Origin of the sequence: Helcococcus massiliensis (assembly GCF_900258485.1) — a bacterium.
In the GTDB taxonomy this organism is placed as follows: domain Bacteria; phylum Bacillota; class Clostridia; order Tissierellales; family Peptoniphilaceae; genus Helcococcus; species Helcococcus massiliensis.
On record NZ_OGVE01000003.1, the window covers coordinates 87,245 to 110,792 of the forward strand.

Annotated in this window: 17 protein-coding genes and 2 tRNA genes; 4 read left to right on the forward strand and 15 right to left on the reverse strand. The window is 33.5% G+C overall.

Going from position 1 to position 23,548, the window contains the following annotated elements; genetic code table 11:
• Positions 1-68: 68 nt before the first annotated feature.
• Together C4Q29_RS03760 and C4Q29_RS03765 are read right to left on the reverse strand one after the other, a co-directional pair.
• The gene (locus tag C4Q29_RS03760; RefSeq protein WP_103981480.1) at positions 69-686 is read right to left on the reverse strand and encodes a thymidine kinase; all 618 of its coding nucleotides are present in this window, start codon (positions 684-686) and stop codon (positions 69-71) included.
• Between the two features lie 59 nt (positions 687-745).
• Positions 746-1,180 (reverse strand): GNAT family N-acetyltransferase, encoded by a 435-nt coding sequence (locus C4Q29_RS03765; RefSeq protein WP_103981481.1) that lies wholly within the window; start codon positions 1,178-1,180, stop codon positions 746-748.
• A 110-nt stretch (positions 1,181-1,290) separates the two neighbouring features.
• Between C4Q29_RS03765 and C4Q29_RS03770 the strand changes: the two genes are divergently transcribed.
• Both C4Q29_RS03770 and C4Q29_RS03775 read left to right on the forward strand, forming a co-directional pair.
• Positions 1,291-1,381 (forward strand) — tRNA-Ser (locus C4Q29_RS03770).
• A 1-nt stretch (position 1,382) separates the two neighbouring features.
• A tRNA-Thr gene (locus C4Q29_RS03775) sits at positions 1,383-1,458 on the forward strand.
• Between the two features lie 51 nt (positions 1,459-1,509).
• Here the strand turns inward: C4Q29_RS03775 and C4Q29_RS03780 are convergent.
• From C4Q29_RS03780 to yajC, 5 genes are read right to left on the reverse strand one after another with little or no spacing between them, the layout of a single operon-like run.
• The gene (locus C4Q29_RS03780) at positions 1,510-1,935 is read right to left on the reverse strand and encodes a PTS sugar transporter subunit IIA (protein ID WP_103981482.1); all 426 of its coding nucleotides are present in this window, start codon (positions 1,933-1,935) and stop codon (positions 1,510-1,512) included.
• 1 nt (position 1,936) lies between these two features.
• The gene (locus C4Q29_RS03785) at positions 1,937-2,944 is read right to left on the reverse strand and encodes a PTS system mannose/fructose/sorbose family transporter subunit IID (protein WP_103981483.1); all 1,008 of its coding nucleotides are present in this window, start codon (positions 2,942-2,944) and stop codon (positions 1,937-1,939) included.
• Entirely contained in the window at positions 2,934-3,728 is a 795-nt protein-coding gene (locus C4Q29_RS03790) for a PTS mannose/fructose/sorbose/N-acetylgalactosamine transporter subunit IIC (RefSeq protein ID WP_103981484.1), read from the reverse strand. The genes C4Q29_RS03785 and C4Q29_RS03790 overlap by 11 nt, the downstream gene beginning before the upstream one ends.
• Positions 3,729-3,777: 49 nt before the next feature.
• Positions 3,778-4,254 carry a PTS N-acetylgalactosamine transporter subunit IIB gene (gene agaV, locus C4Q29_RS03795; protein ID WP_103981485.1) on the reverse strand — a complete coding sequence of 159 codons (477 nt, stop codon included), beginning with the start codon at positions 4,252-4,254 and terminating at the stop codon, positions 3,778-3,780.
• Between the two features lie 11 nt (positions 4,255-4,265).
• Positions 4,266-4,544 carry a preprotein translocase subunit YajC gene (gene yajC, locus C4Q29_RS03800; protein ID WP_103981486.1) on the reverse strand — a complete coding sequence of 93 codons (279 nt, stop codon included), beginning with the start codon at positions 4,542-4,544 and terminating at the stop codon, positions 4,266-4,268.
• 282 nt (positions 4,545-4,826) lie between these two features.
• On the opposite strand from yajC, the gene C4Q29_RS03805 reads away from it, so the two are divergent.
• Positions 4,827-5,981 (forward strand): SIS domain-containing protein, encoded by a 1,155-nt coding sequence (locus C4Q29_RS03805; protein WP_103981487.1) that lies wholly within the window; start codon positions 4,827-4,829, stop codon positions 5,979-5,981.
• 99 nt (positions 5,982-6,080) lie between these two features.
• Positions 6,081-6,665 carry an ECF transporter S component gene (locus tag C4Q29_RS03810; RefSeq protein WP_103981488.1) on the forward strand — a complete coding sequence of 195 codons (585 nt, stop codon included), beginning with the start codon at positions 6,081-6,083 and terminating at the stop codon, positions 6,663-6,665.
• Positions 6,666-6,754: 89 nt separating this feature from the next.
• Here C4Q29_RS03810 and tuf read toward each other — a convergent pair whose 3' ends face one another.
• The 8 genes from tuf to uvrB form a co-directional block, all read right to left on the reverse strand.
• On the reverse strand, positions 6,755-7,948 hold the full coding sequence (gene tuf / locus C4Q29_RS03815) for an elongation factor Tu (RefSeq protein WP_103981489.1): 1,194 nt from the start codon (positions 7,946-7,948) through the stop codon (positions 6,755-6,757).
• A gap of 21 nt (positions 7,949-7,969) precedes the next feature.
• A complete protein-coding gene (gene fusA / locus C4Q29_RS03820; RefSeq protein WP_234994042.1) occupies positions 7,970-10,021 on the reverse strand; it encodes an elongation factor G in 2,052 nt (683 codons plus the stop codon).
• Positions 10,022-10,081: 60 nt separating this feature from the next.
• Positions 10,082-10,552 carry a 30S ribosomal protein S7 gene (gene rpsG, locus C4Q29_RS03825; protein WP_103981491.1) on the reverse strand — a complete coding sequence of 157 codons (471 nt, stop codon included), beginning with the start codon at positions 10,550-10,552 and terminating at the stop codon, positions 10,082-10,084.
• A gap of 124 nt (positions 10,553-10,676) precedes the next feature.
• On the reverse strand, positions 10,677-11,084 hold the full coding sequence (gene rpsL, locus C4Q29_RS03830; RefSeq protein ID WP_103981492.1) for a 30S ribosomal protein S12: 408 nt from the start codon (positions 11,082-11,084) through the stop codon (positions 10,677-10,679).
• A gap of 136 nt (positions 11,085-11,220) precedes the next feature.
• Positions 11,221-14,775, reverse strand: a complete 3,555-nt coding sequence (gene rpoC, locus C4Q29_RS03835; protein ID WP_103981493.1) for a DNA-directed RNA polymerase subunit beta' — start codon at positions 14,773-14,775, stop codon at positions 11,221-11,223.
• 23 nt (positions 14,776-14,798) lie between these two features.
• Entirely contained in the window at positions 14,799-18,464 is a 3,666-nt protein-coding gene (rpoB, locus tag C4Q29_RS03840) for a DNA-directed RNA polymerase subunit beta (protein ID WP_103981494.1), read from the reverse strand.
• Between the two features lie 267 nt (positions 18,465-18,731).
• Positions 18,732-21,554 carry an excinuclease ABC subunit UvrA gene (gene uvrA / locus C4Q29_RS03845; protein WP_103981495.1) on the reverse strand — a complete coding sequence of 941 codons (2,823 nt, stop codon included), beginning with the start codon at positions 21,552-21,554 and terminating at the stop codon, positions 18,732-18,734.
• 9 nt (positions 21,555-21,563) lie between these two features.
• Positions 21,564-23,540, reverse strand: coding sequence for an excinuclease ABC subunit UvrB (uvrB, locus tag C4Q29_RS03850; RefSeq protein WP_103981496.1), 1,977 nt, complete (start codon positions 23,538-23,540; stop codon positions 21,564-21,566).
• Between the last annotated feature and the right edge of the window lie 8 nt (positions 23,541-23,548).

The following is a 23,548-nucleotide window of genomic DNA, read 5'->3' on the forward strand; positions in this document are numbered from 1 at the left end:
AAATATCATAACAAATTTAAAATAAAAAAAACTGTCAACATTATGACAGTTTTGTAATATTTTATGTATTAAAATGATAATTGGCTTCCGCCTAATCTTTCCTTTTCTTCTTCCATTCTCTTGAAATAGCAGTTAGCACACATGGCTTCATAATCAACTTTATCATTATTATCTATAGAAATTTGGTCTCCTTCAAAAACGAATATTCCATTAATTTTTCTCCCGTTGAATATCGCTTTCTTACCACATCTACAAATAGTTTTTAATTCTTCAAGTGAATGAGCTACTAATAATAATCTTTGAGATCCACTAAAACCCTGAGTCTTAAAGTCTGTCCTTAAACCATAACATATAACAGGTACGTCTTTAATCACTGCTATATTTAATAATTGGTCTATTTGATCAGCAGATAAAAATTGAGATTCATCAACTAGTATACATGATATTCTTTCCCCATTTTCAATCTTAGAAAAAGAATCAAAAAGATTATCTTCTTCATCAATTAGATAATCTACCTTTCTAGTAACCCCTAATCTTGAAACAAGTTTATCATCCCCTTTGGAATCTATCTTAGGCTTAAGAATTCTAACCTTCATCCCTCTTTCTTCATAGTTGTAAGCAACTTGCATAAGAGCTGTTGATTTACCTGAATTCATTGCCCCATATCTAAAATATAATTTTGCCATTTCATCCTCCACATTCAATATATATTATATATGAATTAGGAGGATAAATAAAATATTAATTATTTTAAACTTTTAATAAATCTTTTCTGTGTTTTTTCGTATTCATAGTCATTTTTTTCATAAAACTTATGGGCCGCTTCTTTTTCAACTCCTGAATTTAGAATAATAAAATCAAGGTTTTGTTTATTTGCTATTTCCTCAACTTCTTTAACCAACTTTCCACCTATACCCTTACCTTGATAATCTGGATGAGCAGCCAAAGTAGATATTCTAAATCCTGTTCCCATATATAAACTTCTATATAAATAAAAATCTAAAAATCCTACAACTCTTTGGTTTTCTTCATCTTCATAAACTAAAACTTCCTGTTGAGAATTGTGGTTTATATCATCTATTTGTTCTACAACCCTCTTTAAGTCAACCTTATAACCTAATGATTTATCCAATATTTCTTGGATAAACATAGCATCTTTTACTGTTGCATATCTAATCATAAAAAAACTCCTTAAATCAAAATTCTTATTTATTATACCCAATAATTTTGTTTTTAGTAAAGTATATTTTTAATATAAAATAAGAATATGATATTATATATAGTGTATTTGGAGAAGTACCGAAGCGGTCATAACGGGGCGGCCTCGAAAACCGTTAGGGTATAAAAGCCCACGCAGGTTCAAATCCTGTCTTCTCCGCCAGGCTGGAATGGCTCAATTGGTAGAGCAACTGAATCGTAATCAGTTGGTTGCGGGTTCAAGTCCTGTTTCCAGCACCATAAAACATAAAAAAACGTTGTGAATAAATCACAACGTTTCTTTTTTATTTATTAAATACCATCTAATTCATCATCTTCTTCTTTTGCTAGGATAGCAAAGTAGTCTATTGATTCCTTTCCAGTTTCTATTACTTCATTTAGGTATTTATCAATATCTTCTTCTTCTGAAACCAAGGCTTGATAAGTTAAGGCAAAGTTTAATCCAGATAATACTCTGACATTGTCTTTATCATTAAACAAGCTTACAGACCTGTTGAAAGGTGTTCCACCCTTCAAATCAGTTATTATTAAAATATTTTTTGAATCTTTTAGGTCATCATAAGCTTCATTTAAGGCCTTATCTATAGTATCATATGTGTCTCCTTCTATAAAGTTTACTACTCTTAGATTTGACATTTGACCAACTACTAAATCAAGTCCTGACTTTAATCCCTTAGCAAATTCTCCATGGGCAGCTATTATTACACCATTTTTCATACTAGAATACTCCTAGGTATCCACCTACAATACCTATTACTAATAATAGACCAATACCATATATTGGTGTCCATTTTTTCTTAGTAAATAAATAATATAATAGCATTGTAAGTCCTAATGGAATTGCATTTGGAACTATTCCATCTAGAATTTCTTGAACATTAATTGTTACATCTTGTTCTTCGTTTCTTGTGAAGTTAATTTGAGATTTTCCATTTTCAAGATCAACTATACTTGCTGATGGTTGTAATTTTTCTGTTACATTACCATTTTCATCTTTTTCATATAAGTATTCAGCATAATCTGGTAAATCTGCATTGTCAACAACGGCCACTACTGGTACTGCAACGTTTGTTTTACCATTAGGAATTTCTAATTTAGTTTCTGTTGCACCATATAGACATGTTAAAGCACCAACAACGAATACACCTAAGATTGATGCTGCTCTTGTAAATTCTTTTGCATTAGCTGTAAATACATCAATAGCATTTGTACCCATCTTATATGACCAATGCATTAACCAATAACGTAATCCAAATTGGAATAAGTTAAATACAAATAGGAATATAAATGGTGCTATTATTTGACCCTGTAAGGCCATATTTGATGTTATACCTGCTAATATTGGAACAAGTGTGAACCAGAATAAAGCATCACCTATACCACCTAAAGGTCCCATAGCTGAAACTCTAACGGCACGAATTGTTTGTACATCAGCCTTGTTTTGTTCTAATGACAATACTATCCCCATAACGAATGTTACTAGGAATGGGTGCGTATTAAAGAACTCTAAGTTGTGACCCATTGATGTGGCTAGGTCTTCTTTATCTGTATGAATTTTTTCTAATCCTGGTAAAATACCATATAACCAACCTGCTGCCTGCATTCTTTCATAGTTAAATGATGCTTGTAAGAATAAAGATCTCCACACCATTTTATTAAGAGTCTTTTTATCTAATTGTGGAGCAGGATTTAAATCATTGTATTCATTTGGTAAATTATATTCCATCTTGATCTCCTCCTGATATTTCAACATCCTTTAATTTTGTATGGATTTGGTAATCCCAGAATGCTATTGCAAAACCTATTAAAGCTAATAGTAGTAATGCTGATCCACCTAATTTTCCTGTTGCTGCAACTATAACTGCTAATGCGAAGCCTGCAAAGTAGAATCCCCATAAGTCTTTGGAAATCATAACCTTTAATAAGATTGCGAAACCAACGTATCTCATCATACCACCTGCTGCTCCTAAACCATTCATTAACCATTCTGGTATAGCGTCAGCTATAATCTTACCGTATCTTGCGCCTGCTAGGAAGAATATTAAAACGATAATTCCAAAAATTGTTCCTAATAAAGCCATTGCAAAGTAGTTTAATTTAACGATACCTTTTGGATTAGCTTCTCTAGCGTAAGAATCTGCCTTAGCCATTAAAGGTGACATTAATGTAAATAGGAATGTAACACCATATTGACCTAATAAAGCAAATGGTATTGCTGCTGCAGCTGCTGCTCCAGGTTCAAATCCTGATGTAACTGCGAAAACAGTAGCCATGATACCACCAATAACTGCGTTAGGTGGTTGCGCTCCACCAACTGGCATATTACCAATTGTTAGTAATTGATAAGTTGCCCCTACTACAAGTCCTGAGTTAACATCTCCTAAAATAGCACCAATTAATGGACCTATCACTATAGGTTGATAGAATGATTCTAAGAAACTGAATTGATCTATCGCTGCTATAAATGTTACAACAAAGACTAGTAAGACTTGTATAATACTATAATCCATACTTTTCCTCCTTAGTATATTTATAGTTTTAGCAAATTTTATCTACTTGTTAGATAAAAAGTTTTTCCGCGTTTTCTTTAGCTTCTGACGGTACTTTTTGTACCTCTATTTTTACACCTTTGTCTCTTAAAGCTCTGAATGCTGCAACATCGTCATCGTCTACCGCTACAACTCCAACAGCAACTCTTTTTCCTTCTGCCATATGCATATTTCCAACATTTACTTTATCTATTGGGACTCCACCTTCAACTAATCTTAGAACATCTTGAGGTGTTTCACATATAATAAAAATCTTTTGCCTATCAGCAGCTTTTCCTATTACATCAATAGTTTTTTGGATAGTGAAATATCTAGTAGCAACCCCTGTTGGTGCCGCCATATCCATCAAACCTTGCCTCATCTTGTCATTTGCAACCTTATCATTAGCAACTAATAATAAATTTGCTCCCACATAGCTTGTCCATTGTGTAGCTACTTGACCGTGGATTAACCTATTGTCAATCCTTGTTAACATTATATTTGGCATATTTCCTCCTATTAAATTATTTGACTTATACTATATCTACTAGCTTTAACTTCTACATTTTTAGCTATTTCTAAAATTACATATTCTTCTTGGATTTTTTTAACCCTTCCAAAAATGCCACTAGCAAGCAATACTTCATCTCCTTGCTTTAAGTTTAGATGAATGTTTCTAAATTTTTCCTTTTGCTTGTTTAATTTTATGGCATTGATAATTTGAATGATAATTAAAAAAATAGCTATTATTATGAATAAAGCTATAGCCGAAGATAAAATTTCCCTAAATGTTGGCATTTAATCCCCCAAAATATTATGATTTTTCATTCATTAGCCTAAGTATATCAGCATATTTTTATTTTGACAACCTATTCATAATTTGTTAGTTCAAATAATATTATTAAAAGTTAAATTTTTAAATACTCAAAACAGCAATATTTATATGTTTTATTAATATATTAATTTTTTTTAATATATTAAATATTTTGATTTTCATTTTTTTTGATTTAAATACTTGATTAAATTTTAAATTTGTAATACACTTTAAATGGTAGTAACCAATATAATTTAGGAGGAAATATGTTTAAAATTAAAAATACTAATGTGGATCCTAAGCATTATGCAAATACATTATCAGAAATTAGCCACCAACCAGAAAAATGGCAAGTAGCTTATGATAATTACATTAATGAAGAAGAAAAGATAAGAGAATTTTTAGATAAATTAATTAAGGCAAATGATGAAAAAGTAAAAGTAATTTTCACAGGTGCCGGTACTTCAGAATTTGTTGGAAATACTATTGTTGATTATTTAAAAAATAATGATAACTTTGAATTTGAATCAATTGCAACTACAAATATTGTAGCTTCACCAAAACTTTATTTAAGAAATAGGCCTACCCTACTAGTTTCATTTGCTAGAAGTGGTAATTCACCAGAAAGTTTAGCTGCTGTAGAATTAGCTAATAAGCTAATAGATAATATTTACCATCTAGCTATTACCTGTGCTGATGAAGGTAAATTAGCTGTTAATTTAAGAGAAAAAGATAATGCTCATGTTTTAATAATGCCTGAAGGTACAAATGACAAAGGTTTTGCTATGACCTCATCATTTACATCCATGGTTTTAAGTGCTTTATTAGTATTTGATACTCTTTCAAGTGAAGATAAAGAAAAACGTGTAAAATCAATTATTAAAGCATCTAATGATATATTATCAGACGAAGAAAAAATAAATAATTTAGTAGATTTTGATTTTAACCGTATAATTTACTTAGGATCTGGTCCTTTATTTGCTCTTACCAATGAAGCTAGACTAAAAATATTAGAACTAACTGCTGGTAAAGTATCTGCAATGTTTGAATCAAGCTTAGGATTTAGACATGGTCCAAAATCTTATGTAGATGAAAAAACATTTGTAGTAGGATTTATTTCCAATGATCCATACACAAGAAAATATGATATAGATATCTTAAATGAAGTTTACCATGACAAAATAGCTGATAGAACATTAGCTATTAGTAATTCTAAGATAGATGCTGACTTCGACCAATACCTAGTAAATATAGATTCTGATGTAGAAGATGCTTACCTAGCCTTAGTCTACGTAGTTATAGCACAACTATTCTCAGTAATAGCCTCTGTACATGTTGGTAACCTAACAGATACACCTTCTGAATCCGGTACTGTTAACAGGGTTGTTCAAGGTGTTATAATTCATGACTTAGAAGATTAATATAATACTTCCTTAAACCATCCTATATAGGGTGGTTTTTTCTTTTTGACATTTGTTATATATTTGATAAACTTAAAATGGAGTTAATAAGGAGGAATTATGAATAAAAAAACTAATACAATTACACAGATTGGTTTATTGGCTGCTTTGTGTTTTGTGAGCTTTAGGTTTCTAAAAATAGATATACCTATTCCTGGTACAGATAGTAACACTGCTATTCACTTTGGAAATATATTTCTAGTATTGGCTGCTTTGCTTTTAGGTGGCCTTAATGGAGGACTAGCAGGTGCTATTGGTATGACTATAGGAGACTTATTAGATCCCAAATATGTCCTATCGGCACCAAAAACCTTTGTTTTGAAGTTATCTATAGGTTTAATAGTTGGACTAATAGCACATAAGATGAAGAGAATTAATAAATCAAATGATAAAAAATATATAGCAAAGTGGGCACTTGTCGCATCAATAGTCGGGATGGGATTCAATGTAATCGCAGATCCACTTGTAGGATATTTCTATAAAATGTATATACTTGGACACCCACAAGAAATAGCCTCTGTTATAGCTAAAATAGCAGGTGGAGTTACAGCATTCAACGCTGTAGTAACTGTAATAATTGCAAACATTATTTATATGGCTGTAAGACCTGTGCTTGAAAAATCAGGCTACTTAATTAAAGAATAATAACAATATAAATTTAACTGGGACCTCAGGTCCCAGTTTTTTACATAAAAAAAGACTTTTGAAAAAAATCAAAAGTCTTTTTACTTTAATTATTCAATAATTTTTGTTACAACACCTGAAGCAACTGTTCTACCACCTTCTCTAACAGCAAATCTTAATCCTTCTTCGATAGCTATTGGTGAGATAAGTGTAATTGTGAATGTTGCGTTATCACCAGGCATAACCATTTCTACGCCTTCTGGTAATTCGATATCACCTGTAACGTCTGTTGTTCTTAGGTAAAATTGTGGTCTATAACCTGAGAAGAATGGAGTATGTCTACCACCTTCTTCTTTTGTTAATACGTAAACTTCACCTTCAAACTTTGTGTGTGGTTTAATTGTTCCTGGAGCTGCTAAAACTTGTCCTCTTTCGATGTCATCTCTTGTAACACCTCTTAATAGAGCACCAATGTTGTCACCAGCTTCAGCTAAGTCTAATTGTTTTCTAAACATTTCAACACCTGTTACAACAACTTCTTCTGGTTTGTCTTTTAATCCAACGATTTCAACTTTATCGTTAACCTTTACAACACCTCTGTCTACTCTACCTGTAGCAACAGTACCTCTACCTGTGATTGAGAATACGTCTTCTACTGGCATTAAGAATGGTTTATCAGTATCTCTTTCTGGAGTAGGAATCCATTCGTCAACTGTTTCCATTAATGAAACAATCTTGTCTCCCCATTCTCCATCTGGATCTTCTAAAGCTTTTAATGCTGAACCAACTGTAATTGGTGTTTCATCTCCATCGTAACCGTATTCTGAAAGTAATTCTCTAACTTCCATTTCTACTAATTCGATTAATTCTGCGTCGTCAACTTGGTCTTCTTTGTTTAAGAATACAACCATTTTTGGAACACCAACTTGTCTTGCAAGTAAGATATGTTCTCTTGTTTGTGGCATTGGACCGTCAGCTGCTGATACTACTAAGATAGCACCGTCCATTTGTGCAGCACCTGTGATCATGTTCTTTACGTAGTCCGCGTGGCCTGGTGTGTCAACGTGAGCATAGTGTCTATTTTCTGTTTCGTATTCTACGTGTGAAGCGTTGATGGTAATACCTCTAGCTCTTTCTTCTGGAGCCTTATCAATACTTTCGTAGTCCATAACTTCACCTGAGCCAAATCTCTTGTTTAATACAAGTGTTATAGCTGCAGTTGTAGTTGTTTTACCGTGGTCAACGTGACCAATGGTACCAATATTTACGTGTGGTTTTGCTTTAACAAATTTTTCTTTAGCCATATTTTCCTCCTATAATTTGTTTTATGACTTTTTGCCTTCTAATATTTCTTCTTTTATACTATTAGGAACTTGTTCATAGTGGTCAAATTGCATTGAGTATGTTGCACGACCTTGTGTGTTTGAACGTAATGATGTTGCATATCCAAACATTTCTGATAGTGGGATGAAAGCATCAACGATTTGAACACCTTCTCTTGTTCCCATACCGTCAACTCTACCTCTTCTAGATGAAACGTCACCCATAACATCACCGAGATATTCTTCAGGTGTAACTACTTCAACTTTTTCGATAGGTTCTAATAGTGCTGGACCAGCTTTTTCAGCTGCAGCTCTTAGAGCCATAGCACCAGCTATTTGGAAAGCTGTTTCTGATGAGTCAACTTCGTGGTATGAACCATCATATAGTTCAACTACTATATCCAATAATGGATATCCAGCTAATACACCAGCATCACAAGCTTCTCTAATACCTTTTTCAACTGAACCGATGTATTCTCTTGGAACTACACCACCAACAATTGAGTCGATAAATTCAACACCCTTACCTGGTTCATTAGGTTTAACTTTGATTTTAACATGTCCGTATTGACCTTTACCACCAGATTGACGTATAAATTTACCTTCTGCTTCAGCTTCTTTAGTAATAGATTCTCTATATGATACTTGTGGGTTACCAACATTAGCTTCAACTTTAAATTCTCTTAATAATCTATCAACTATAACTTCTAAGTGTAACTCACCCATACCAGCAATAATTGTTTGACCGGTTTCTTGGTTTGAATATGTTTGGAATGTTGGATCTTCTTCAGCTAATTTAGATAAAGCAACACCCATCTTTTCTTGAGAAGCTTTAGTTTTTGGTTCAATAGCAACAGAGATAACTGGTTCTGGGAATTCCATGTTTTCTAAGATAATTTGATTATCTTGATCACATAGAGTATCACCTGTACCTGTATCCTTAAGACCAATTGCTGCACCAATGTTACCAGCAGAAATTGAATCTAATTCATTTCTTTGGTTTGAGTGCATTTCTAAAATACGTCCGATTCTTTCTCTCTTACCTTTTGTTGAGTTGTATACATAAGAACCTGATTCAATAGATCCTGAGTAAACTCTGAAGTATGTTAACTTACCTACATATGGGTCAGTAACAACCTTAAAGGCTAAAGCTGAGAATGGTTCTTCTAAATTTGCATGTCTTTCTGCTTCTACTGTTTCTTCTTCTTCAGTTTTCTTTGGTAAAGTACCTACAATAGCAGGTATATCAATAGGTGATGGTAAGTAGTATACCATTGCATCTATAAGTGATTGTACCCCTCTCTTCTTGTATGCTGAACCACATAATACTGGATATATAGATCTAGCAATTGTAGCTTTTCTAATTGCTGTTCTTAATTCTTCAGATGAAATTTCTTCACCTTCTAGGTATTTCATCATGATATCTTCGTCTGTGTCAGCTACAGCTTCAATTAATTGATCTCTATATAATTTAGCATCTTCTAATTGGTCTGCAGGTATTTCACCGTGGTGAGCTGATTCACCGGTTTCATCATCTAAGTCATATGTTACAGCATCCATGTCAACTAAATCAATAATACCTCTAAAGTCATGAGCATTACCGATTGGTAATTGTATTGGTACTGCGTTAGCTTTTAATTTGTCTTTAATTGTGTCAACTGCCATTAAGAAGTCAGCACCTGTTGCGTCCATCTTATTGATAAAAGCAATTCTAGGTACGTTATACTTATCAGCTTGTCTCCAAACTGTTTCTGATTGTGGTTCTACACCACTTTTAGCGTCGAATAATGCAACTGCACCGTCAAGCACTCTTAAAGATCTTTCTACTTCTACTGTAAAGTCTACGTGACCTGGAGTATCGATAATATTTATCTTATGATTTTTCCAGTAAGCTGTAGTAGCAGCAGAAGCAATTGTGATACCTCTTTCTTTTTCTTGGTCCATACTATCCATGATAGCTGTACCATCGTGTGTATCACCCATTTTATGGATTTTACCTGTATAGAATAATATTCTCTCAGTAACTGTTGTTTTACCAGCGTCAATGTGAGCCATTATCCCAACATTTCTAATATCCTTTAAACTGATATCTGGCACTCTCTACTCCTTTTTAAATTAGTATCTGAAATGTGCGAAAGCTCTATTAGCTTCTGCCATTCTGTGCATTTCTTCTTTCTTCTTCACGCTTGATCCAGTGTTGTTTGATGCATCTAAGATTTCTTTAGTTAATCTTTCGATCATTGTTTTTTCTCCTCTATTTCTAGAGTATAAAACTAACCATCTTAAGGCTAAAGTTTGTCTTCTTGCAGGTCTAACTTCCATTGGAACTTGGTATGTTGCACCACCGATTCTTCTAGCTTTAACTTCTAATAGTGGCATAACATTATTTAGAGCCTTTTGGAAAACTTCTAATGCTTCTTCTCCAGTTTGTTCAGCGATAGCTTCAAATGCACCGTAAACAATCTTTTGAGCAACACCTTTTTTACCGTCAAGCATAACAGCGTTTATTAATTTTGTTACTACAACATCACCATATATTGGATCAGGTAGAACATCCCTTTTAGGAACACTATTTTTTCTTGGCACTTCTCTTCCCTCCTTACCATTAAAAATAATTCATTGGTACTCGATATTTCTATCGATAAGTGCGCTTGTTGTTGATATATAAATCTAAACAAAAGCACCTTTAATTTTTATTTGTGCAATCGAATTAAGCCTTCTTAGCACCGTATTTAGATCTAGCTTGTTTTCTGTTTGAAACACCTGCTGTATCTAAAGCCCCTCTAACAATGTGGTATCTAACACCAGGTAAGTCTTTTACTCTACCACCTCTTATAAGTACAACTGAGTGTTCTTGTAAGTTGTGTCCTATACCAGGAATATATGATAGAACTTCTGCTCCGTTTGTAAGTCTTACCCTAGCTACTTTACGTAAAGCTGAGTTAGGTTTCTTAGGTGTTACAGTTCTAACTGATGTACATACACCTCTCTTTTGAGGAGAATTTGATTTAGTATTTCTCTTCTTTAGAGTGTTGTAGTTATAACCTAAAGCTGGTGTATTTGACTTTTTACTTTCGCTTTTTCTATTTTTCCTAATTAGTTGGTTAATTGTAGGCATTCTGCACCTCCTTTTCTTTAAATTTATATATCAACAAAATAGTTGATTATTGTCGGGCATACCGCGCAAAATTGCATAGTATGCCCTAGACTGTATTATTTTACCATCACAAGTTTTGAATGTCAAGGAATAAGCCTTATTCTACAAGATGTTCTTCACTGTGATCTTTTTCTTCTATTGTATCTACTTGAATATGACTATATCTATCAATACCTGTACCAGCTGGTATCAATTTACCAATTATAATATTCTCTTTCAATCCAATTAGATTATCTTTCTTACCTTTTATAGCAGCATCTGTTAAAACTCTTGTAGTTTCTTGGAATGATGCAGCTGATAAGAATGAATCAGAGGCTATAGAAGCCTTAGTAATACCTAATAGAACATATTCAAATTCTGCAGGTTTTTTACCTTCTTCAACAAGCTTTTCATTTGCTGCTTCTACATCTCTCTTGTTTTGTTGTGATCCAACTAAGAATTCACTATCTCCACTTTCTGTGATATTAACCTTTTGAAGCATTTGTTTGATAATAATTTCAATATGCTTATCATCTATATCTACACCTTGTAACCTATAAACTTTTTGGATTTCTTTTATAATATAATCTTGTACTGATTTAGGTCCTAATAATTCTAAGTAATCGTGAGGATTAATAGAACCTTCTGTTATTTTTTCACCCTTTTCAATATGGGATCCATCAACAACATTTCTAGCAGGATTTACATGATATGGTAACAAGTATTTACTTGTTTCACCATCTTCATCTTTGATGAATACTTTAATCCTATCTTCACTATCATCAATAATCACTTGACCAGATTCTTTAGCTATTATAGCTTGGCCCTTAGGTTTTCTAGCTTCAAATAACTCTTCAACCCTTGGTAAACCTTGTGTAATTGCTCCACCTCCAGCAACCCCACCAGAGTGGAAGGTACGCATGGTTAGCTGTGTACCAGGTTCACCGATAGATTGAGCAGCAATTATACCTACAGCTTCACCTACATTGGTATTTTTACCTGTAGCCAAGTTTCTACCATAACATAGTGAACATACACCTTGTTTAGCTTTACATTCTAAGGCTGATCTTATCTTTACCTTGTCAATCTTGATAATTTCTTTTTCACCGTTAAATTGTTCTAGAATATGGTCTTTTGTTATTTCATCTGCCATATCTTCGCTGATAATTTCATTTTTGTGAACAATGATTTTACCAGAAACCGGATTTATAATATCCTCAAATGAAGTTCTACCAACTATTCTATCTCTTAATTTTTCAATTAATTCCTTGCCTTCGTAAATATCAGAAACTTCTATATAAGAATTTGTTCCACAATCATCTTCACGAACAATTACATCTTGTGCAACGTCAACAAGTCTTCTTGTTAAGTATCCTGAGTCAGCAGTTCTTAAGGCTGTATCTGTTAAACCTTTTCTAGAACCGTGAGTTGAAATAAAGAATTCTTGTACTGATAAACCTTCACGGAAGTTAGCTTTAACTGGAATTTCTATAGTCCTACCTGTTGTAGATGCCATAAGTCCACGCATACCACCAAGCTGTCTAATTTGTCTAATAGAACCTCTAGCACCTGAGTTAGCCATTATAGCTATGGTATTTGTCTTGTCTAAGTCTTGCATTAGCGCATCTGTAACTTCATCAGTAGCATCTTCCCAAGTTTTGATTACTTGATTGTATCTTTCTTCTTCAGTATATAGACCTAATTCAGTGTACTCTTCAATTTCTAAAATCTTTTCATCAGCCCTATCAACAATTCCTTGTTTTTCAGCTGGTATAGTAACGTCAGCCATACCTATTGATATAGCAGCCTTTGTTGAGTAATTAAAACCTGTCTTCTTTATATAGTCAAGCAATCTAGCTGTTCTCATATTTCCATATTTATGGAATGACTTATCTATAATTTTAGATAACATTTTTGAGTCAACTAATTGATCGATTTCTAATGAATATTGGTCTTTCTTTCTATCAACAAAGCCTAAATCTTGTGGTATTTCATTGTTAAATATGAATCTACCTACAGTAGATTTAACTATTTTACCCTTATCTTCATCGTCTTTTTTAATTCTTAAACCTACGATTGAGTGTAGATTTATCAATTTGTTTTCATAAGCTTTAATAAGTTCATCATAGTCAGAAAATACATATTCTGTCTCTTTAGATGTAAAATCTGATGTTAGATAATAAATACCTAAAACCATATCTTGAGTAGGTGTAGTAATTGGCTTACCATCCTTTGGTGCAAGTATATTATTTGTTGACATCATCAACAACCTTGCTTCAGCTTGAGCTTCTGCTGATAATGGTAAGTGAACAGCCATTTGGTCACCGTCAAAGTCAGCGTTATAGGCAGTACATACTAATGGATGTAACTTAATAGCCTTACCTTCCACTAGAATTGGTTCAAAAGCTTGAATCCCCAATCTATGTAAGGTAGGAGCACGGTTTAGTAAAACTGGATGATCTTTAATAACTTCTTCTAAAGCTCCCCATACTTCAGGATTTTTCCTTTCAACCATTTTCTTAGCAGATCTAATGTTATTTGCAGTAGATGTTGCTACTAATCTTTCCATAATAAATGGTTTAAATAATTCCAAAGCCATGTCTTTAGGTAGACCACATTGGTAAATTTCCAATTCTGGACCTACAACAATTACTGAACGTCCTGAATAGTCAACACGCTTACCTAGTAAGTTTTGTCTAAATCTACCTGTTTTCCCCTTAAGCATATCAGAAAGAGATTTTAATGGTCTATTTGAAGCTCCTGTTACAGGTCTTCCTCTTCTACCATTATCAATCAAAGCGTCAACAGATTCTTGTAACATTCTCTTTTCATTACGTACAATTATATCTGGAGCTCCAATTTCTAATAATCTCTTTAGTCTATTATTTCTGTTAATAACTCTTCTATATAGGTCATTTAGATCTGATGTTGCAAATCTGCCACCTTCTAATTGAACCATTGGTCTTATATCTGGTGGAATAACAGGTAGGTTATGGAGAATCATCCATTCAGGTTTATTACCTGAAGCTAAGAAAGCCTCTGTTACCTCTAACCTTCTTAAAATTCTAATTCTTTTTTGACCACTTGCATCCTCTGCTTCTTCAACAAGTTCATCATGCAACTTGTTCATATCTATTTCAGATAAGAGTCTGCCTATAGCTTCTGCACCTATTCCAGCTTCAAATTCATCGCCATGGTCTCTATATAAGTTCATGTATTCATTTTCGCTTAAAATTTGTTTGTAAGCTAATCCTTCAACTGTACCTGGATCAAGTACAATATAGTTCGCATAATAAAGAACTTTTTCTAGGGATTTAGGACTTAAATCTAGTAAAAGTCCCATCCTAGATGGTATTCCTTTGAAGTACCAAATGTGTGAAACTGGAGCCGCAAGTTCAATATGCCCCATTCTTTCACGTCTTAATTTTGATTTGGTAACTTCTACACCACATTTTTCACATATAACGCCTTTGTATCTTATTCTTTTATATTTACCACAAGCACATTCATAGTCCTTAACTGGTCCGAATATTTTTTGACAGAATAGACCTTCTTTTTCAGGTTTTAATGTTCTATAATTTATAGTTTCTGGTTTTTTGACTTCGCCCCTTGACCAATCTCTGATCATATCAGGTGATGCTAAGCCAATTTGTATTGATGTAAAACTTGTCATTAAGAAGTGCTCCTTTCTCGAACTTACTTAATAAATGATTGGTCTTCTTCTTGCTCTACTTGGTCTTTTTTCTCTTCATCAGCCATACGTTCAACTTGACGGAAATCATCAATTTCTTCAGTGTTTTCAGCTAATTTAACTTCTTGGTTATTTTCATCCAACAAGGTAACATTTAAGGCTAATGATTGAAGTTCTTTGGTTAGAACCTTAAATGATTCAGGCGTACCTGGTTCAGGTATGTTTTCCCCCTTAACAACAGCTTCATAAGTCTTAACTCTACCATTTATATCGTCTGATTTAACAGTCATCATTTCTTGTAAAGTATGTGCAGCACCGTAAGCTTCAAGAGCCCAAACTTCCATTTCACCAAATCTTTGTCCACCAAATTGAGCCTTACCACCCAATGGTTGTTGGGTAACTAATGAGTAAGGACCTGTAGACCTTGCGTGGATTTTTTCATCAACTAAGTGGTGTAATTTCAGCATGTACATGTAACCTACAGTAACAGGATTTTCAAATTCATCACCTGTTCTACCATCACGTAATCTAATCTTACCTGTCTTGTCATAACCAGCTTTTTCTAATGTTTCTTCTATATCTTTATCTGAAGCACCATCAAATACTGGTGTAGCAACTCTCCAACCTAATTTTTTAGCAGCTAAACCTAGGTGAACTTCTAAAACTTGTCCAATGTTCATACGTGAAGGAACCCCTAGTGGGTTTAAAACTATTTGAACTGGATCACCATTTGGTAAGAATGGCATGTCTTCCACAGGCATTATTCTAGAAACAACACCCTTGTTACCGTGACGACCACACATCTTATCACCAACTGAGATTTTTCTCTTAGTTGCTATATAAACTCTTATTACTTCATTAATACCAGGAGCTAATTCATCTCCCTTAGATTTTGAGTAATGTTTAATATCAACAACTACCCCAGCTTCACCATGAGGAACCCTTAATGAAGTATCTCTAACTTCTCTAGCTTTTTCGCCAAAGATTGCTCTTAACAATCTTTCTTCAGGTGATAATTCTGTTTCACCCTTAGGTGTAACCTTACCAACTAAAATATCTCCTGCTTGAACTTCAGCACCTATTCTTATGATTCCATCTTCATCAAGGTTCTTTCTCATATCTTCACCTATTGAAGGTATATCTCTAGTAATATCTTCTGGTCCAAGTTTAGTTTCTCTAGCTTCTGCTGTATGTTCTTCAATATGAACAGATGTTAAAACATCGTCAATCACTAATTTTTCACTTAATAACATGGCGTCTTCGTAGTTGTAACCTTCCCATGTCATAAATGCTATAAGTATATTTTTACCTAAGGCTAATTCACCCATGTCTGTTGAAGGGCCATCAGCTATGATGTCTCCAGCTTCTACATGTTCACCAGCTTTTACTATAGGTCTTTGGTTTATTGTTGTACCTTGGTTGGCTCTCTTGAATTTAAGAATGCTATACTCATCAGTCTTAACTCCAAATTCATCCGCCTTATCTCTCTTAATTACTATTCTTTCATCACCAACATAAGTAACTGTACCAGAATTTTTTGCAACTATAACTACTCCAGAGTCTTTGGCTGTCCTATGTTCAATACCTGTACCTATAATTGGAGATTCAGCTTTTAATAGTGGCACAGCTTGTCTCTGCATGTTCGCCCCCATCAAAGCACGGGTAGCATCGTCGTTTTCTAAGAATGGTATCAAGGCCGCACCAACTGATACTATTTGTTGAGGTGAAACGTCCATGTAATCAATGTCTTCTTTAAGGAATAAGTCGTTAACCCCGTTGATACCTCTTGATGAAACTCTTTCATTTATAAAGTATCCATTTTCATCTAAAGGTTCGTTAGCTTGAGCTTTGATATAAATATCTTCCTCATCTGCAGTTAGGTAATGAATGTCATCTGTTACCCTACCTGTACCCTTGTCTACTCTTCTATATGGTGTTTCAATAAATCCATATTCATTAATTCTTCCGTAAGTAGTTAAAGAAGTTATAAGTCCTATGTTTGGACCTTCAGGTGTTTCAATCGGACATACTCTACCATAGTGTGAAGTATGAACGTCTCTAACTTCATAACCAGCCCTATCTCTAGATAAACCACCTGGTCCTAAAGCAGATAATCTTCTCTTATGGGTCAATTCTGAAATAGGATTTGTTTGGTCCATAAATTGTGACAATTGTGATGAACCAAAGAATTCTTTAATAGCAGCTGAAACTGGTCTATTATTTATCAGATTGTGTGGAGTTAGCATGTCTACATCAGAAGTAGTCATTCTCTCTCTGATTACTCTTTCCATTCTTGATAAACCAATTCTGAATTGGTTTTGTAATAATTCTCCTACTGATCTAACTCTTCTATTTCCTAAGTGATCAATATCATCAATTTTACCAACACCTTGGTAAAGGTTTAGTTGGTATGAAAATGATGCTATTAAATCATCTAAAATAACTGTATTTGGAGAAATTAATTCTCTATTATCAACTAATAATTTTATCTTGTCTTTATCAGACATTTCATCTGTGAACTTATCAAGTAAATCTACCATTGAAGGATAGTGTACTTTTTCGGAAATTCTTAAAGTAGATAAGTCTAAATCTAAATCTTTTAGTTCATCAAATACTTCTATAGATACAAAATTATTTCCAACTACTCTTATTATTTCTTCTGATTCTGGACTTAACTTAACATCTACAGAGTTTATACCTGCATTTTCAATTTCAATAGCCTTGTCTAAGCTAATAAATTCATCTTTATTTAATAAGATTTCACCATATTTATCTATGATGTCAGTTGCTGCATATTTTTCTCTTATCCTATTTCTAATAGCAAGTTTTTTATTAAATGTATATCTTCCTGCCTTTGAAAGATCATATCTCTTAGGATCAAAGAATAAATTATTTAATAAGCTTGTTGCAGCTTCTACTGAAGCAGGATCACCAGGTTTTAATTTTTTATAAATTTCAATAAGGGCTTCATCTTTATTTCTTGAAACTTCTTTTTCTAGGGTATCTGATAAAACTTCAGACTCACCAAACACCTCAATTATTTCATCTGTAGTATCAAATGCTAAAGCCCTCATAAAGGTTGTAGCTGGAAGTTTTCTGGTCCTATCTACCCTTATAGTCAAGGCGCCATATGCATCTGTATCGTATTCTATCCAGGCACCCCTATTAGGTATAACTGTTGAAGAAATAGTCTTTTTACCATTTTTATCATAATCTTCACTATAATAAACACCTGGAGACCTTACTAATTGTGAAACAACAACTCTTTCAGCTCCGTTTATAATAAATGTCCCATTTTCCGTCATAAGTGGAAAATCATCCATAATAAGAACTTCTTGTTCTTTTATTTCTTTTGGTTTTCCATCTTCTAATATAATAAGACGCACGTTTACCCTCATTTTTTTAGAGTATGTAACATCCCTATCTTTAGATTCTTGTTCAGAATATTTTGGTTCATCATCAAATTTGTAGTCTAAAAATTGTAAAAGAATATTCCCTGAATGGTCTAAAATCGGTGAAATGTCTTCAAACACTTCTTTTATACCATCTTTCAAGAACCATTCATATGAACCCTTTTGAATGTGCAGTAAATTAGGCAATTCTAAGGCTTCAGCAATTCTTGAAAAACTTTCTCTATCTCTTTTACCATACATAATTGTATGATTATTCATATATGCCACCTCTCATTTGGTATATTCAGCGGATTTTGGCCGTTAAGTAACAGAACTTTCCAACACAAAAACAAAAATTGGCCCACTTACCCATTTTTGTTTTATATTTAGTATTCAATAAATATATCACTATAAAAGACAAATGTCAATATTTTTTTCACTTAAAAGTTAAAAAATATTAACATTTGAAATAGTTTCATTGATTTGTGCTTCTTCTTTTATTTTTTCTTAATCTAATAAGAATTAAACAAGATAAATAAAATATGTTTATAGGTATTTTTCTAGATATTTACCTGTATATGATTCTTGTACTTTTACCACTTCCTCAGGTGTACCCTCAGCGACTATATAACCGCCTCCGTCACCACCTTCTGGCCCCAGGTCTATTATGTGGTCTGCAATTTTTATAACATCTAGATTGTGTTCAATAACTATTACTGTATTTCCTTGGTCAACTAATCTATCGAGAACCTTAACTAGTTTATGAATATCTGCTGTATGCAAACCAGTCGTTGGCTCATCTAATACATAAATTGTATTTCCTGTAGATTGTTTTGATAATTCTGTAGATAGTTTAATTCTTTGAGCTTCCCCACCAGATAATTCTGTGGATGGTTGTCCTAATTTAATGTAAGACAGACCTACATCATATAAAGTTTGAAGCTTCCTTTTTATAGGTGGATGGTTTTTGAAAAATTCTAATCCTTCTTCAACAGTCATTTCAAGGACATCAGATATATCTTTATCCTTATATTTAACTTGCAAGGTTTCCCTATTATATCTCTTGCCGCCACAAACTTCACATGGTACATAGACATCAGGTAAAAAGTGCATTTCTACTTTAATAACTCCATCACCCTTACAGTGCTCACACCTACCACCTTTAACATTAAAGGAAAATCTTCCCTTGTCATAACCTCTCATTTTCGCTTCATTGGTCATAGCGAACACATCCCTTATAGCATCAAAAGCCTTTGTATAGGTAACAGGGTTAGATCTCGGTGTCCTTCCTATAGGACTTTGGTCTATTTGTATAACCTTATCAATAGTATCAATTCCTTCAATTCCATCATTTTCCCCTACAGGATATCTAGAATGATGTAAATATTTCATCAAACCATTGTAAAGAGTCTGATTTATTAATGATGATTTTCCCGATCCTGAAACACCTGTTACAACAGTAAGCACCCCTAAAGGAATATTTACATCAATATTTTTTAAGTTGTTATGTTTAGCACCTTTGACTTTAATCTCACCAGTTTTTTCTCTTCTTTTTTCAGGTACTGGAATGAATTTTCTTTTTGATAAATAGTCAGCAGTTATAGAATTTTTAGCCTTTAATATTTCATCATAAGTTCCTTGAAATACTATCTCTCCACCATGCAAGCCGGCGCCCGGACCAATATCTACAATCATATCAGCTTCTTTCATTGTATCTTCATCATGTTCTACCACTATCAAAGTGTTTCCTAGGTCTGTTAGGTTTCTTAAAGAAGCTAAAAGCTTATCATTATCTCTTTGGTGAAGACCTATACTTGGCTCATCCAAAACATATACAACCCCAACTAAACCTGCACCAATTTGGGTTGCAAGCCTAATTCTTTGTGATTCACCACCAGACAAACTTCCTGCATACCTCGACATAGTTAAATAATCAAGCCCTACTTCAATTAAAAACTCTAGTCTAGCTAATACTTCTTTCAATATAGGCTCAGCAATTTTTTGGTCAGCCTTTGAAAATTTTAATTTCTTAACCCACTCATATGAATCTCTAATAGGCATATCAGTTAAGTCTATAATATTTTTCCCATTTATAGTGATAGCAAGAATTTCTGGTTTTAACTTTTTACCATTACATGACTTACATACTATTTCAGAAGTGAATTCTTCAATTTTATCTTTCATAGCCTTGGACATAGTTTGTCTAGACCTTCTAGTTAAGTTTTCAACAACACCTTCCCATTGAATACGCTTTTTATCTCTGCCAGATGATTTAAAATGAGAATCAAAAGAAACCTCAATAGAGTTTTTTGCCCCATATAAAATTTCATCTACTAAAGTCTTTGGCAAGTCTTTAAATGGAGTTTCAGAATTGAATCCATTTTTCTTAAGTAGATTGTTGAAAATTTCATAATAATATGAACCTGGTTTTGCAGTGTTATATGGCACTATAACTCCCTCATCCAAGGATAAAGAGTAATCAGGTATAACTAATTCAGGATCTATTGATTTGTGGAAACCAAGACCATCACATTCTTCACATGCACCATAAGGCGCGTTGAAAGAAAACATCCTTGGTGATATTTCTCCTAGGGACATGTGACCGTTTGGACACGACAAGCTTGATGACATTGTAAAGTCTTCACCATCTACCAGGTGAACTAATACTAATCCATCCGACATTTCTAAACTAGTTTCTAAGGAAGAGCTTAGCCTTGACTCCAAGCCTTCTTTGACAACTAATCTGTCAACCACTATTTCTATATCGTGTTTTTTATTTTTTTCTAATTCAATTTCGTCCATTGATAGGTCATAAATTTCCCCATCAATCCTAACTCTCATAAATCCTTGTTTTTTAATGTTTTCAAGCAATTTCTTATGCTCACCTTTTTTACCAGTTACTACTGGAGACATGAGCATCAGTCTAGTCCTTTCCTCTAAAGTCATTATCCTATCAACCATTTGGTCAACAGTCATAGCTTGGATTATTTCACCACAAACTGGACAATGAGGAACTCCCACTTTTGCATATAAAAGTCTTAGGTAGTCATATATTTCTGTAACTGTTCCAACTGTAGATCTAGGGTTTCTATTGGTAGTTTTTTGGTCAATAGATATGGAAGGCGATAGCCCCTCAATCGATTCAACATCCGGCTTATCCATCTGACCTAAAAATTGTCTAGCATAGGAAGATAATGATTCTACATATCTTCTTTGCCCTTCAGCATAAATAGTGTCAAAGGCTAATGATGATTTTCCCGATCCTGATAAACCGGTGAATACAACCATCTTATCTCTAGGAATAGTTAAATCAATACCTTTAAGATTATTAGCTTTGGCATCTTTGATTATAATTTTATCTAAAGTCATTTTTCTCCTTTATATTCCATATTCATCTTTTAATTTTCGAATTTGATCTCTAAGGTCTGCTGCTCTTTCAAAATCTAAACTTTCAGCTGACTTCATCATCTCTTCTTCTAGGTTAACAATTATCTCATGGAATTGTTCAGATGATACAGAGCTTGTACTTGTATCAAATTCAACTTCATCTTCAGCTGCCATTGATACAGTTGTAATATCTGTAATATCTTTCAATATTGACTTAGGTTCAATACCATGGTCTTCATTATATTTTTCTTGAATTTGTCTTCTTCTAGCAGTTTCATCCATAGCTTGTTTCATAGACTTGGTAATAGTATCTGCATACATCAATACTTTACCCTCTGCGTTTCTAGCAGCCCTACCTATGGTCTGTATTAGCGAAGTTTCAGATCTTAAAAAACCTTCCTTATCAGCATCCATAATTGCGATCAAGGAAACTTCTGGTAGATCAAGTCCCTCTCTTAATAAGTTGATTCCTACTAAAACATCATATTTACCTAATCTTAAGTCTCTCAAAATTTCAACTCTCTCGATAGTATCTATGTCAGAATGCAAGTAGGTTACCTTAACTCCTAAGTCTTTCATAAAATCAGTTAAGTCCTCTGCCATCCTTTTAGTTAAAGTCGTCACCAGAGTTCTGTAACCTTTTTGGGTATTAGCTTGTATTTCATTCATAAGATCATCAACTTGGTTTTCTGTAGGTCTAACTTCTACCAAAGGATCTAAAAGACCAGTAGGTCTAATTATTTGCTCAACTTGTCTAGTTTGATGTTCTTCTTCATAGTTTCCTGGCGTAGCTGATACAAATATGACTTGGTTTATTAAAGATTCAAACTCATTAAATTTTAATGGCCTATTATCTAAGGCAGATGGCAACCTGAATCCATAATCTACAAGATTTTGTTTTCTGGACCTATCTCCTTCATACATTCCACCTACTTGTGGTATGGTTACGTGAGACTCATCTACTAATAAAAGCCAGTCATCATCAAAATAATCTAGCAAGGTATAGGGTCTAGAACCTGGTGCTCTTTGTGATAAATGTCTAGAATAGTTTTCTATGCCCGAGGTAAAACCAACTTCAGTTAACATTTCTATATCATACAAGGTTCTTTGCTCTAATCTTTGAGCTTCTAATAGTTTATTTTGAGATTTGAGCTCTTTTAATCTTTCTTCTAATTCTTCTGATATTGACTTTACAGCAGCATTGATTTTATCCCTAGAAGTTGCATAGTGAGATGCTGGGAATATCATAATATGATTTAATTGGCTTAGGACTTCTCCGGTAAGAGAATTTACTTCTAGTATTCTATCAATTTCATCACCAAAAAATTCTACCCTGTACATGTTCTCAGTAGCATTAGCTGGGAAGATATCCAAAACATCTCCCCTTAATCTAAAAGTACCACGAGAAAAATCAATATCATTCCTTGTAAATTGGATATTGATTAGCTTCTTCATGACCTCTTCTCTTGAAATTTCTGTATTTGGTCTCAACGAAACCATCATGTGCTCGTAATCTATAGGGTCTCCCAAACCATATATGCAAGAAACAGATGATACTATTATTACATTTCTTCCTTCAAACAAGGAAGCTGTAGCAGAATGTCGCATCTTATCAATTTCATCATTAACAGAAGAATCTTTTGCTATATAAGTATCAGTCGCAAAAACATAGGCTTCTGGTTGATAATAGTCATAGTAAGATACAAAGTATTCCACCCTATCTTCTGGAAAAAACTCTTTAAACTCCTGGTACAATTGATAGGCTAAGGTCTTATTATGCGCCAGTACCAAGGTTGGTTTTTCATAATTTTGAATTATATTAGCCATGGTAAAAGTTTTACCAGACCCGGTAACACCTTTTAAAGTCTGAAATTTATCCCCATTTTTCAAACCTTTTACTAATTGATTTATGGCGTTTGGTTGGTCTCCCATAGGCTGGAATTTTGATTGTAAGTTAAATAAAGTCATTTATTATC